This window comes from Sphingomonas sp. DC4900 (assembly GCF_049896485.1).
GTDB lineage: Bacteria > Pseudomonadota > Alphaproteobacteria > Sphingomonadales > Sphingomonadaceae > Sphingomonas > Sphingomonas aquatilis.
Genome location: NZ_JAFCUK010000010.1, coordinates 54638 through 68845 on the forward strand (window position 1 = coordinate 54638; position 14208 = coordinate 68845).

9 protein-coding genes are annotated in these 14208 nt (G+C 67.7%); 4 read left to right on the forward strand and 5 right to left on the reverse strand.

Annotation, left to right across the window (positions count from 1 at the left end):
• The first annotated feature begins 10 nt into the window (after positions 1-10).
• Positions 11-2143, forward strand: coding sequence for a GDSL-type esterase/lipase family protein (locus ACP690_RS12210; RefSeq protein ID WP_426261293.1), 2133 nt, complete (start codon positions 11-13; stop codon positions 2141-2143).
• A 16-nt stretch (positions 2144-2159) separates the two neighbouring features.
• Here ACP690_RS12210 and ACP690_RS12215 read toward each other — a convergent pair whose 3' ends face one another.
• Positions 2160-3602, reverse strand: a complete 1443-nt coding sequence (locus tag ACP690_RS12215; protein WP_426261292.1) for a GH1 family beta-glucosidase — start codon at positions 3600-3602, stop codon at positions 2160-2162.
• Positions 3603-3770: 168 nt separating this feature from the next.
• On the opposite strand from ACP690_RS12215, the gene ACP690_RS12220 reads away from it, so the two are divergent.
• The 3 genes from ACP690_RS12220 (at position 3771) to ACP690_RS12230 (ending at position 8889) form a co-directional block, all read left to right on the forward strand.
• The gene (locus tag ACP690_RS12220) at positions 3771-5696 is read left to right on the forward strand and encodes a sialate O-acetylesterase (RefSeq protein WP_426261291.1); all 1926 of its coding nucleotides are present in this window, start codon (positions 3771-3773) and stop codon (positions 5694-5696) included.
• Positions 5697-5788: 92 nt separating this feature from the next.
• Positions 5789-7825: a M3 family metallopeptidase gene (locus tag ACP690_RS12225; protein ID WP_426261290.1), complete on the forward strand. Its 2037-nt coding sequence runs from the start codon at positions 5789-5791 to the stop codon at positions 7823-7825.
• Positions 7822-8889, forward strand: a complete 1068-nt coding sequence (locus ACP690_RS12230; RefSeq protein ID WP_426261289.1) for a PLP-dependent cysteine synthase family protein — start codon at positions 7822-7824, stop codon at positions 8887-8889. Before ACP690_RS12225 ends, ACP690_RS12230 begins: the two co-directional genes overlap by 4 nt.
• Before the next feature lie 6 nt (positions 8890-8895).
• On the opposite strand, the gene ACP690_RS12235 is transcribed toward ACP690_RS12230, so the two are convergent.
• The 4 genes from ACP690_RS12235 to ACP690_RS12250 form a co-directional block, all read right to left on the reverse strand.
• A complete protein-coding gene (locus ACP690_RS12235; RefSeq protein ID WP_426261288.1) occupies positions 8896-9420 on the reverse strand; it encodes a ferritin-like domain-containing protein in 525 nt (174 codons plus the stop codon).
• Positions 9421-9560: 140 nt separating this feature from the next.
• Positions 9561-12218: an alanine--tRNA ligase gene (gene alaS, locus ACP690_RS12240; protein WP_426261287.1), complete on the reverse strand. Its 2658-nt coding sequence runs from the start codon at positions 12216-12218 to the stop codon at positions 9561-9563.
• A 34-nt stretch (positions 12219-12252) separates the two neighbouring features.
• Entirely contained in the window at positions 12253-12921 is a 669-nt protein-coding gene (locus tag ACP690_RS12245; protein WP_426261286.1) for a phytanoyl-CoA dioxygenase family protein, read from the reverse strand.
• Positions 12918-14177, reverse strand: coding sequence for a M24 family metallopeptidase (locus ACP690_RS12250; RefSeq protein ID WP_426261285.1), 1260 nt, complete (start codon positions 14175-14177; stop codon positions 12918-12920). Before ACP690_RS12250 ends, ACP690_RS12245 begins: the two co-directional genes overlap by 4 nt.
• Positions 14178-14208: the final 31 nt, after the last annotated feature.

Below are 14208 nucleotides of genomic sequence, written 5' to 3' on the forward strand. Positions count from 1 at the left end.
GATCAGGCGGATGACGGCGGCATGGCGGGGCCGGGTACGGCGGACAACGATGGTGACGGGCGGCGCGCTGCTGCTCGCCGGCATGGCGGCCACGGGTTGGGCGCAGGGGCCGCGCTGGGTGCCCGCCTGGGGATCGGCACAGATGATCGCCGCCCAGGCCGAAGCCGACAAGCTGGCAGCGCTGGGGCCGGTGACGGTGCGGCAGATCGTCCATCTCTCGGGCGGTGGCACGATGGTGCGCGTGCGGCTGTCGAACAGCGCCGGCACCACGCCGCTCCGGATCGACGCCGCCGCGCTGGGCAAGGGCACGCCCGCGAGCGCCACCGTAAGCGGCAATGCGCGCCTGACCTTCTCCGGCGCGCATGCGGTCACCATCCCGGCGGGTGCCGACGTCTATTCCGATCCGCTGCCGCTTGCGACCAAGGCGGGTGACGATCTGACGATCAGCCTGTTCTTCCCGGACGCGCCCGCCCCACGCACCGGCCATCCCGGCGCCCGCGCGACGACCTTTGCCGCGCGCGGCGACCAGACCGCCGCGGCGACGTTGACCGACCCGCAGACGATCGGCGGATGGTGGAGCCTCGCCGATGTAGAAGTCGGCGGTGGCGGCACGACGGGGACGATCGTCGCGATCGGCGATTCGATCACCGATGGCCGCGGTGTGCGTGACGATGCGAACACGCGTTGGCCCGACGAACTCGCGCGCCGCCTGGCCGCGAACCGCTCCACCGCGGGCCTGTCGGTGGTCAACGCCGGGATCGGCGGCAATCGGGTGCTGCTCGATGGCGCCGGCCCCAATCTGCTCGCACGCTTCGATCGGGACGTGATCGGCCGGCCCAACGTGCGCGCGGCGATCGTTTTGGAAGGCGTCAACGATCTCGGCACATTGACCCGCGACCGACCCGTTGATGCCGCGACCCATCGCGCGATGGTTGCCGCCATCACCGCTGCGTACCGCCAAATTGCCGCGCGGGCTCATGCGCATGGCATCCGGCTGATCGGTGGTACAATCACGCCGCTGGTCGGCAACGCCAATTATCATGCCGGCCCCGAAACCGAGGCGGACCGGCAGGCGATCAATCGCTTCATCCGGACCTCCGGCACGTTCGATGTGGTGGTCGATTTCGACGCGGCGGTCCGCGACCCGGCGCATCCGGACCGGCTGCTGCCCGCGTATGATACGGGGGACCATCTTCATCCGAATGAAGCCGGCTATCGCGCGATGGCCCAGGCGATCCCCCTCTCGCTCTTCGCCGAGCGACGGATCGTTGGCGCCGCCGCCCCGATCACGGTCGGGCCGCGGCCCCCGTCGCCGCAGATCGCGCTGACCTACGACGACCTGCCTGCGCATGGTCCGTTGCCTATCGGGGACGATCGCCTGCGCATCGCGCAGCGCATCATCGCCGCGCTGAAGGCCGAACGCGCGCCCGCCTTCGGCTTCTACAACGGTGGCTTCGCCAGCGATGCGACCGCGCCCCAGGTGGTTGCGGCGTGGCGGCGTGCCGGGCTGCCGATCGGCAACCACAGCTGGAGCCACGGCAATCTGGCGACGATGACCGCCCCCGCCTTCCTCGCCGACGTCGTTCGCGACGAGCCGGCGCTGGCTGCGGTCGGCAAGGGCAGCGACTGGCGTTGGTTCCGCTATCCCTTCCTCAGCGAGGGCAAGGACATGGCGCAGGTCGGCGCGGTACGCGCAGGGTTGCGGGCCAAGGGCTATCGCATCGCCGCGGTGACGATGAGCTTTGGCGATTACGGCTGGAACGATGCCTATGCGCGCTGCGTCGCGAAAAACGACGCCGCCGCCATCACGAGCCTCGAAACCAGCTTCCTCGCCGCCGCACGCGCGCAAGCGCTCCGATCGCGGGCCTTGTCGCGAGGCGCGCTGGGGCGCGACATTCCCTATATCCTGCTGATGCATCTGGGGGCGTTCGATGCGCGGATGATGCCGCGGCTGCTGGCGCAATATCGCGAGATGGGCTTCACCTTCACGACGCTGCAACGCGCGGAGGCGGACCCCTTTTACGCGGCAGCGACCGATCTGGCTTTGCCGGGCCCCAGCCCAACGCTGGAAGCGGCCACGGCGGCGAAGGGGGTCCCTATTCCTGCCGACGCCCCGCTGCCGCCCGCCACGCTCTGCACATGACCGGGCGGCGCACGCGTCAGACCAAGGCGTTGCGGCGGATCAGTTCCTTGTACCACAGAGCGCTCAGCTTCGGCGTCCGCTTCTGCGTCGCGAAGTCGACGTGGTGGATGCCGAAGCGCTTGCCATAGCCATCCGCCCATTCGAAATTGTCCATCAGGCTCCAGAGGAAATAGCCCTTGAGCGGATAGCCTTCGGCGGCCGCGCGGCGGAACTGGCCCAGGTAATTGCGCAGGTACATGATCCGGTCGGAATCATCGACCAGCCCGCTCGCGTTGACGGGATCGTCCGCCGAACAGCCGTTTTCGCTGATGTAGATCGCCTTGGGCTTCCACAATTCGCTGACCGCCCGCACGCCCCAATAGGCGACCTCCGGTCCCACATACAGCCAGGGCGATGCCATCCGCGGTGACGAGGGGAGATGCGGCAGCGGCGTATAACCGCGCGGCACCGACGGATCGGCCTTCACATAGGTCGGCGTATAGATGTTGAGCGCGACGAAATCGATCGGACTGCCGATCACCGCCATGTCGCCTGCCTGCACCTTGGGCGCGTCGGCCCCGGCGGAGGCCAGATAGCTCTCCGGATAGGCCCCCTCCATGATCGCGGTCAGGAACATGGCATTGTCGTCGCGCAGCGCCTTTTTCGCCGCCTCGATATGATCGGGCATCTCGATGACGGGGACGAAGATGTTGGCGTTGTCGGCAAGGCCCACCTCAGTCCCGGCCCGCGCGCTGGCGCGAATGGCCTGCACCCCCAGACCATGTGCCAGCACGCCATGATGGCGGACCTGATTGACCTGTCCCTGGGGCAGCTTCAGCCCCGGCGCGTGGATACCAACCATATGGCCGAGATCGGTGAAGCAGCGCAGCTCGTTGACCGTCATGAAGTGGTGGACGCGGTCGGACAGCTTGCCCGCCATGAAGCCCGCATAATCGGCGAAGGCCTGGGCCGTATCGCGGTTCTGCCAACCGCCGGGCAGCGCTTGCGGCAGATCCCAGTGGAACAGGGTGACGTTGGGCTGGATCCCCGCCGCCAGCAAGCCGTCGATCACGCGGTTGTAATAGTCGATGCCCTTCTGGTTCGGCTTGCCGCGACCGTCGGGAAAGATGCGCGACCAGGCGATCGACAGGCGATAGGCCTTTACGCCAAGGGCCTTCAGGAGGGCGATGTCGTCCTTGTAGCGGTGATAGCTGTCACAGGCGACGTCGCCGGTGTCGCCATTGGCGACCTTGCCCGGCGTATGCGAGAAAACGTCCCAATTCGTCTGCCCTCTGCCGTCCTCCTTCACCGCGCCTTCGATCTGATACGAGGCAGTGGCGCAGCCCCACAGGAAATCCTTGGGAAAGCTGAGGTCTTGCGGCTTCATCGGATCGGCGCCCGCGACTGTCGCGAAGCCATTCGCCGCCAAGCCGGCCGCGCCGCCCAACATGCCCCTCGTCAGAAAATCGCGGCGATCCATGCTCCCTCTCCCATCGTGATATCGTTAGCATGCAGGTGTGTCAGAAGATTCGCCCGATGGGAAGCGGGCAACCGTTCGTCTGACTGTAGCCTTTTCTCGCTCCGATGATGGCGTTACCATTGCCGAAAGGGCGTCACCGTCGAGCGCCGATTATTGAGGGGGCCTGTCATGAAACCACTGTTTACCTTGCTGCTGACCGCCACGAGTGCCGCGGCCGGTGCCGCGCCCCGGCTCGATGGCGTCCTGACCGACCATGGTGTGATCCAACGCGGCCAACCCGTCGACCTGTCGGGCGATGCGGCACCCGGCGAAACGGTTATGGTGACGCTCGCCGGGCACAGCGTCACCGCCCGCGCCGACCGCAGCGGCCGCTTCGCTGCTCAGCTTCCCGCGCTGCCCGCCGGCGGCCCCTATGACCTGACCATCGCCGCTCCGAGTGGCGCCGTGGTCGTACGCGACCTGCTGGTGGGCGATGTGTTCCTCTGTTCGGGGCAGAGCAATATGGAGATGACGGTCTCGAGCGCGCAGGACATGATCGCCGACGCGCATGCCCCCGCCGACGACAGACTGCGGCTACTCACCGTAGCGAAGGTGTCTTCCGCGACGCCTCTGGCCCGCTTTGCCGACCAGCCCCGCTGGGTCGCGGCGACGCCCGAAAGCGTACCCGGCTTCTCGGCCGCCTGCTATTACATGGTGCAGGCGCTGCGCCGCACTGCCGACGTGCCGATCGGCGCGATCCATTCGAGCTGGGGCGGGTCGCGGATCAGCGCGTGGATGAGCGACGCCGCGCTGCGCCGTGCCGGCATGGCGGATGCTGCCGATCTGCTGGCGCTGTACGCGCGCGATTCCGCCGCGGCCAATGCGCGCGCGATGGCTGCGTGGGAGGCGTGGTGGCGGAAGGGATCGGGCGATGCCGCAGGACACGAGCCTTGGCAGCCGGGGGCGCGGCTCGACTGGCGGTCGGTGCCGTCGATGACCAACTTCGAACAGTGGGGGGTGCCCGAACTCGCCGATTATAACGGCATGCTCTGGTATAGCCGCGACATCGACGTCTCGGCCGAGCAAGCGCGGGGCGCGGCGACGCTGACGCTGGGCGCGATCGACGATGCGGATCGGACCTGGGTGAATGGCAAGGGAGTTGGCGGTAGCAGCCTGGCATCGCAGATGCGGGTCTACGCCTTGCCCGCCGGTACGCTGGCCGCTGGACGCAACGTCATCACCGTCAATGACGACGACGTCTATGCGCTCGGCGGGATGACCGGCCCGACCGAGGCGATGCGGATCACCTTTGCCGATGGCAGCAGCATTCCGCTGGGCTCTGGGTGGCGTTACGCGATCGCCAAGCGATTGAACGGTGCGGCGCCGCGCGTGCCCTGGGACGACATCAACGGTGCGGGCACGCTGTACAACGCAATGATCGCGCCGTTGGGGCAGACGCACGTCGCGGGCATCGCCTGGTATCAGGGTGAATCGGATACCGGCATTCCGGGATACGACCGGCGCCTTGCCGCCCTGTTTGCCGACTGGCGCACGCGGCTGGGCAGCCCGCAGGCGGCATGGGGCGTCGTGCAGTTGTCGTCCTACGGCGCGGTCCCTAGCGCGCCGAGCGAGAGCGGCTGGGGTGAGGTGCGCAATGCGCAACGCGTGGTTGCCGAGCGCGACGGACGTGCGGGCATCGCGGTATCGCACGATATCGGCGATCCGCTCGATATCCACCCCGGCGAGAAGCATGCCGTGGGGCAGCGGCTCGCCCGCGTCATGCGCGCCATCGTCTACAAGGACGCGATCGGCGCGTCCGGGCCAGCCATCGCGACGGCCCGTGCGAGTGGCACCGGCATGGCGTTGCGGTTCACTGGCGTGACCGGGGCGCTGCATGCGCGGGGCGCCGCGCAGGCGATCGGCTTTGAACTGTGTGACGCTGGCCCGGGCACGTGTCGCTTTGCCGCGGGCACGGTGGGTAACGACGGCGTGATGCTGTCGGGCGACGGCAAGCCCGTCACGCGCGTGCGCTACGCATGGGGGGACAGTGCGATCACCAACCTGACCGACGATGCCGGGCTGCCGGTCGGGGCGTTCGAGATACCGGTGTCCTGAACGCCGGTCCGCCATCCCGTCATTCGCACGATTGATGGCCCTATCGTCAATTCGGATTTGCGATTGGTGGCGCGAGCGGCTTTATCGGCGCGATGGATACTTCGACGACCAATCCGCTGCTCGATACCGATGCGCTGCCCCGTTTCGCCGAGATCACGCCCGAAATGATCGCGCCTGCGCTGGACGTCGCGCTGGCCGAGCATCAAGCGACGGTCGCCGCAATCAAGGCGGCGAAGCCCACCGATTTCGCGTCCGTATGGCTCCCCTATGAGCGGGCGAACACGCGCATCGACGCGATCTGGTCTGCGGTGTCGCACCTGCACGGCGTCGCCGACACGCCCGACATTCGCGCGGCGCACGCCGAAGCGCAGCGTCGGCTGACCGAACATAGCATCGCCGTCGGGCAGGACCGAGACTTCTATGACATCCTCGTCGGCCTGACGACATCGCCCGATTTCGCCGCCCTGCCGGTGGCCGATCGTGTCGCGGTAGAGCATGCGGTGCGCGATTTCCGCTTGTCGGGCGTGGCGCTGGATGCCGGGGATCGCGACCGCTTTCGCGACATCTCGGTCGAATTGTCGGCGCTGTCCAACGCCTTCGGCAGCGCGGTGCTGGATGCGACCGAAAGCTGGAGCGAGCACGTCACCGACGCGGCGCTGCTCGATGGCGTGTCGGACGCGGACAGGACGATGTTTGCCGCCGCCGCAAAGGCCAAGGGGCTCGACGGCTGGCTGGTCACGCTGCAGCAACCCAGTGTCAACGCCATCCTGACCTTCGCGACGAACCGCGATCTGCGGGCGCGCGTCTATCGCGCGTCGGCGACGCGCGCTTCGGATCAGGGGCCGGATGCCGGAAAGTTCGATAATTCGCCGCGCATCGCCCGCATCCTGGAGCTGCGGCATGAGGCTGCCCGGCTGCTGGGCTATGCCGATCCCGTCGAATGGTCGCTCGCCACCAAGATGGCACCCAATGCGGGCGAGGTGCTGGCCTTCCTGCGCGACCTGGCGCGCCGGGCCAAGCCGGCCGCGGAGCGGGACCTTGCCGAGTTGAGGGCGTTCGCCGCCGCGGAGCTGGGCATCGCCGACCTGCAGCCCTGGGACGTCGGCTTCGCCTCGAACAAGTTGCGCCAATCGCGCTATGCCGTCGACGAGCAATTGGTGCGCGCCTATTTCCCGGTCGAACGCGTCGTGGCTGGGTGGCAGGCGCTGCTGACCCGGCTGTTCGGCGTTACGCTGGTCGAGCGTCATGACGTGTCGCTTTATCACCCGGACGCACGCTACTTCGACGTGATCGACGAGGGCGGCACGGTGCTGGCGGGGATGTACCTTGACCTCCACGCACGCGCCGGCAAGCGGGGCGGCGCCTGGATGAGCGAGGCACGGCCGCGGCTGCATGACGGCAATACGATCGCCAATCCGGTGGCCTATCTGGTGTGCAACTTCCCGCCGGCGAGCGAGGGGGCGCCGGCGCTGCTAAGCCACAACGACGTCACCACCTTGCTGCACGAGACGGGCCACGTGCTCCACCTGCTGTTCACGCGGGTGAACCGGCCGAGTATCGCCGGCACCAACGGGTTCGAATGGGACGCGATCGAGCTGCCCAGCCAGCTGATGGAAGATTTCGCCTGGGATGCCGATGTGCTGACCGGCATGTCCGGCCATGTCGCGACCGGCGAGCGCCTGCCGCAGGACCTGTTCGACCGGATGGTGAAGGCGCGGCATTTCCAGGCGGGGCTGTTCATCGTCCGCCAGGTCGAATTCGCGTTGTTCGATCTGCTGCTCCACCTTGGCACGATGGGCTCGGACCCGATTGAGGTGATCGAGGCGGTGCGCGACGAGGTGGCGGTGATCCGCCCGCCGGCGTGGAATCGCTTTCCGCATGCGTTCAGCCACATCTTCGCGGGCGGCTATGCCTCGGGCTATTACAGCTATCTGTGGGCAGAGCTGCTGGCCGCCGACGGCTTCGACCGCTTCCGTGAGGCGGGCCTCGTCGACCGCGCGACCGGGGACCTGTTCCGCGAGGAAGTGCTGGCGCGTGGCGCAACCCGGCCGGCGGCGGACAGCTTCCGCGCGTTCCGTGGTCGCGACCCCGATCCGGTCGCGATGCTGGTGCGGCACGGCCTGCAATGATGCGGACGCGGACCGACCGAACCTGGCTGGCCGAGGCGGTGCGGAGGATCGAGGCGGACTTCAACCGCTCCGCCGATACGCATCTGATCCGCGTCGACCTGCCGCGCTTTCCGGGCATCACGCTGTATCTGAAGGACGAAAGCTCGCATCCGACCGGCAGCCTGAAGCATCGGCTGGCGCGTTCGCTGTTCCTCTACGCCCTGTGCAACGAGTGGATCGGGCCCGACACCTGCGTGATCGAGGCGTCGTCGGGCTCAACCGCAGTGAGCGAAGCCTATTTTGCGCGGATGCTGGGGCTGCGGTTCATCGCGGTGGTGCCCGCCAGCACCGCGGCGCCGAAGCTTGATGCGATCCGCTTCCACGGCGGCGAAATCCATACGGTCGACGACCCACGTGCGATCTACGAGGCATCGCACCGGCTCGCTGCGGAAACCGGCGGGCATTTCATCGACCAGTTCACCTATGCCGAGCGCGCGACCGACTGGCGTGGCAACAACAACATCGCCGAATCGATCTTCGCGCAGATGGCGGCGGAGGAGCATCCGGTGCCGTCCTGGGTGGTGTGCGGCGCGGGAACGGGCGGCACGTCGGCGACGATCGGGCGCTTCATCCGCTATTGTCGCTATGACAGCGAATTGTGCGTCGCCGACCCCGTGCATTCGGTCTTCCACCGCCATTTCGCGGATGCCACGGTAACCGCCTTGCCCGAAGGCTGCGGTTCGCGGATCGAAGGGATCGGCCGCCCCCGCGTCGAGCCGAGTTTCGTGCCGAGCGTCATCGACCGTATGATCGCGGTCGAGGATGCGGACAGCATCGGCGCGATGCGTGCGCTGTCGGATCGGCTGGGGCGGCGGGTCGGCGGATCGACCGGCACCAATTTGATCGCCTGCATGACGTTGATCGACGACATGGCGGCGGCGGGCCGCACCGGCAGCGTCGTCACATTGCTGTGCGACGGGGGCGAGCGGTACGGCTGCACCTATTATGACGATGCATGGCTCAGCGCCCATGGTGTCCATTGGGAAGCCGCAGCGGCGCGAACCGCTGCGTTCCTGGGGTCGTAAGGCGGCTTACACCTTGGCGGCGCTCGACCCGCCTTCGGCGTACAAGCTGGCATAGCGGCGGGTGATCGTCGGCAAAGCGTCGTCGATCCATGCCGCCATCCGCTCTTCCTCGCCGAGCGATTGCGACAGCAAGCTCGTCGCAGCGCTGAACCCACCATCGTCGGCGAGGGTCAGCAGCGACTTGTACGCTGCGATTTCGAAATGTTCGAAGGCGTAATTGGCGAAGCTGTTCTTCAGGATCTCGTCGCCCGCCGGAACGTGGGCGATCGCCGCCATGGTGCCGGACAGGCTGAGCGCCGCCTCCTTCAACAGCGAACCGCTGGTGTCGAACCCTTCGAGCAGTTCGTCGAGCCGGGCGATCTGCTGGTTGGTTTCCTCGATATGGCGGCGGAGCTGGTCGGCGATTTCAGGATAATGTTCGATGCGGCTGACCTGCGGCGTCATGATCGACAGCGCTTGCTTTTCCACGGCGTGCGCATTGCGCAGGCCGACGATGAAGAGGTCGCGCAGGCGGTCCGACTGGGCTGTCATGGCGTGCTGTCTTTCGATCGTTGAAGGGAACGATCGATCAACGGACGGATGCAGCCTAAGTCCCGGCGCGATATAGGTTTTTCTAGTTGATCAGGATCAGGACGGCGCCAGCAGAACCTGCCCGGCGCCGTCCCGAAAGCCTAGGCCGCGACCGGAGCCTCAGTCAGCGCCGCGCGGATCGCATCGACCGCGTCGGCGGCCTTGCTGCCATCGGGGCCACCGCCCTGCGCCATGTCGGGACGACCGCCGCCGCCCTGCCCGCCGAGCACCGCCACCGCCTTACGCAGCAGGTCGACCGCGCTGACACGCCCGACCAGATCGTCGGTCACGCCGACCGCGATCGAGGCGCGGCCATCGTTCACCGCGACCATCACCGCGGCGCCCGACCCGCCGAGGCGCTGCTTGGCCTCGTCGACCGCTCCGCGCAGCCCCTTGGCATCGAAGCCGTCGAGCACCTGGCCGATGAAGGCGACGCCGCCGACCTGCTCCGGCCCCGCCGGGCCACCGGCACCGCCGCCCATGGCGAGCGCCTTCTTCGCCTCGGCCAGCTCACGCTCCAACCGGCGTCGTTCGTCGAGCAGGGCTGCAACGCGGGCGGGCACCTCGTCGGGCGTGGTCTTGAGCGTCGCCGCCGCCTCGCGCAGGCGTTCGTCGCGGCCGACCAGATAGGCGCGCGCCGCCTCGCCGGTCAGCGCCTCGACTCGGCGGACGCCGGACGACACCGCGCCCTCGCCCACCACCTTGAACAGGCCGATGTCGCCGAGCGCGTTGACGTGGGTGCCGCCGCACAGCTCGATCGAATAGGTCTTGCCGCCATCCTCGGTGCCCATCGACACGACGCGGACTTCATCGCCATATTTCTCGCCGAACAACGCCATCGCGCCTTCGGCGATCGCCTCGTCCGGGGTCATCAGCCGCGTGGTGACGGTGCCGTTGCCGCGGATCTGTGCGTTGACCGCGGCTTCGGCGTCGGCGAGTTCGGCCGGCGTCATCGCGACCGGGTGCGACACGTCGAAGCGCAACCGCTCCGGCGCGACCAGCGAGCCCTTCTGCGCGACATGCGTGCCGAGACGCTGACGCAGCGCCTCGTGTAGCAGGTGCGTCGCCGAATGGTTGGCGCGGATCGCGGCGCGGCGGGCGACGTCAATCTGCAGCTTCACCGCATCGCCGACCGTGATCGACCCGGCCTCGACCACCGCATGATGGACGAAGATCCGGCCCAACTGTTTTGACGTTTCGCTGACGGTGGCGCGCAGCCCCGCATCGGTCGAGATCGTACCGCTGTCACCGACCTGGCCGCCGCTCTCGCCATAGAACGGCGTCTGGTTGACGATGATCGCGACGGTGTCGCCCGCATTCGCCGTGTCGACGCGTGCGCCGTCCTTGACTAGCGCGACGACTTCCGCCTCGCCGATATCGGCCGAATAACCGATGAATTCGGTCGAGCCGGTTTCCTCGGCGATGTCGAACCACAGATCGTCCGACGCCTTGGCGCCAGAGCCCTTCCATGCCGCCCGCGCCGCGCGCTTCTGCTCGGCCATCGCCGCATCGAAGCCCGCGCGATCGACGTGCAGGCCCTGCGTGCGCAGTGCGTCCTCGGTCAGGTCATAGGGGAAGCCATAGGTGTCGTAGAGCTTGAACGCAGTTTCACCGGCCAGCGTATCGCCCTCGCCCATGCCCGCGGTCGCCTCGTCGAGCAGCTTCAGCCCCTTGTCGAGCGTCTTGCGGAACTGCGTTTCTTCCTGGCGCAAGGTCGCCTCGATCAGCGGCTGGGCGCGGACGAGCTCGGGGTAGGCCGCGCCCATTTCGGCGACGAGCGCCGGCACCAGCCTGTGCATCAACGGCTCCTTGGCTCCGAGCAGATGCGCGTGGCGCATCGCACGGCGCATGATCCGGCGCAGCACGTAACCGCGCCCTTCGTTTGCCGGCAGCACGCCGTCGGCCACGAGGAAGCCCGACGAGCGCAGGTGATCGGCGATGACGCGATGCGACGCGCGCCGCTCGCCCTCGGCATCGGTGCCGGTCAGCGAGGTCGATGCGGCGATCAGCGCCTTGAACGTATCCGTGTCGTAATTGTCGTGGACGCCCTGCAGCACCGCGGCGATCCGCTCCAGCCCCATGCCGGTGTCGATCGACTTCTTGGGTAGTTCGCCAACGATCTCATTGGCGTCCTGCTCATATTGCATGAACACGAGGTTCCAGATCTCGACGAAGCGGTCGCCGTCCTCATCCGGGCTGCCGGGAGGGCCGCCGAAGATATGGTCGCCGTGATCGTAGAAAATTTCCGAGCACGGGCCACAGGGTCCGCTGTCGCCCATCGCCCAGAAATTGTCCTTGGTGGCGATGCGGATGATCCGCTCTTCGGGCAGGTACTTCGTCCAGAGGCCGTACGCCTCGTCGTCGGTATGATAGACGGTGGCGGTGAGCTTTTCGGCCGGAATGCCCCAGACGCTCGTCAGCAGCGTCCAGGCGTGGTGGATCGCCTGTTCCTTGAAATAGTCGCCGAACGAGAAATTCCCGAGCATTTCGAAGAAGGTGTGGTGCCGTGCGGTGTAGCCGACATTGTCGAGGTCGTTGTGCTTGCCGCCGGCGCGCACCGACTTCTGGCTGCTGGTCGCCGTGACGTAGGGGCGGGTTTCCAACCCCGTGAACACATTCTTGAACGGCACCATGCCGGCGTTGACGAACATCAACGTCGGGTCGTTCTGCGGCACCAGCGGCGCGGATGGCACGACGGTGTGGCCCTGCGACGCGAAGTAATCGAGGAAGCCGCGGCGAATATCGTTGGTCGAGATCATAGGCGTCGTGACTTAGGCGAGAGCGCCCCTCCCCTCAAGCATGATCGGCGGCCCAGCGCAGGCCGCCGGGCAGATCGATCGCGGCAAAGTCCATCTGCAAGACGCGGCGGCGAAGGCCGGGCGCGCTGCGCGCCGACGCGTGCAGAATCGGTGTGGCGTAGAACCAGACCCTGCCCGCCTCTGCGAGGCACGTCGCAGTGCCGCATCGGGCAACGACGTCGGAAACCGCGTCTTCGGCGACAAACCCCAGCCGGTGCGATCCCGGAGCGACCTCCAGCGGTGCATTGTCGGGCCCGACGGGATCAAGGTGCACGCGTACGGTCAGCATCGTGTCGAGCACATCGATCGGTGGCGAGACATGCAGCCGACCCTGTTTGACCGTCCATGGCCCATAGCCGGGAACATCGAGGCGCTCGGCAACCTCGATCGTGCGATCCTGATGCCAGCCGAGCGCCCAATTGCTCGCGTCGCGCTTGTCGAACAGCAGCGCCCGTACCGGTCGCGCCGCGGAACCGATCAAACGCCGGACATCGTCGTGGATCGCGCGGCAGGCGCTCAAGCGGGCTGCGTCGTCCGGTGCGATGCGCAAACCCGGACGATCGGCAGGCATGGCGTCGAACAGGCGCTCCAGTTCGGCGAGCGACGCAGCGTCGAGCCGTCCGGGCCATAGGGTGAAACCCTGCTCTGCCAGCGCCTGCTTCATCCGAACGGCTGCTCGATCGCGTGGGGCGGCGTGCTGAACCAGCGGGGGCCGTCGGTGGTCATGTGGAAGCAGTCTTCCAGGCGGACGCCGAACTTCCCGGGGAGGTAGAGGCCCGGTTCGTTCGAGAAGCACATGCCGGGTGCGAGGCGGGTCGTTTCGCCGCGGACCAGATTGACGGGTTCGTGGCCATCCATGCCGATGCCGTGGCCGGTGCGGTGCGACAGGCCGGGCAGCTTATAGTCGGGGCCGTAGCCCAGGCTGGTGTAATAGCGGCGGACGGCGTCGTCGACGCTGCCCGCGGTGGCGCCGAGCTTCGCGGCGGCGAAGGCGACCTGCTGGCCGCGGGCGACCTGATCCCACACCTTTCGGTGGTCTGCGCTGGGCGATCCCTTCGGCACCCAGGTGCGCGAGACGTCGGACTGATAGCCCTGCACGGTGCAACCGCAGTCCATGAGCAGGATTTCGCCCGGCGTGACGCGATATACCTCGCGGCTGCCGTGGGGCAGTGCCGCGGCAGGGCCGATCAGGGCGAGGGCGAATTCGGGATCGCCGCCCAGTTTCCGCGTCGCGGCGTTCATCAACGCGCCGATCTCCGTACCGGTCATGCCGGTTTCGACGCGGGGCGCGAGCCAGCGATAGGCCGCCAGCGTGACGTCCGTCGCGGTCTGCATTAGCGCGATCTCGGCCGCGGTCTTCACCATGCGGCAACCGCGGACGATTGGGTTGGCGCTGACTTGCCGTGCGGGGGGAGCGAAGCGGGCAAGGTCGGCGGGGATGAAGCTGCGGACGGTCTCCTCGATGCCGATCCTGGCGTTGGCGAGGCCGCGCTCCTTTAGCCAACCGGCGACGATGGCGAGCGCGTTGCCGTCCTCCTGCCAGACGCGCACCTCCGCGGGGACGGCGAGCGTCTGACGCACCGAGGGTTCTTCGAAAAACGGCGTGACGATCAGCGGCTGGCCTTCGCGGGGCAGGATAGCGAGCGTCGGCCGCTCGCTGCGACCCCAGCGCACGCCAGTGAAGTAGATCATTGAGGATCCCGGCTCGATCAGGACGGCGCCGATGTCGTTCTGCGCCATCAGCGCCTGAGCGCGGGCCAGGCGGCGGGCGCGCTCGTCGGGGCCGATCGGCTGGGCGCCGGTGGTGATGTCGCGGAGCGCGGACAGGTCGGGTTCGGCGGCGCGGAGGATGGCCGACGAGAGCAGCGGCGTAGCGGCAGCCGCGGCGAGAAACGTGCGGCGCGAAGGGGTGAAGGGCATCGCGAAACGATACGGCGCTTGACCCGGCGCT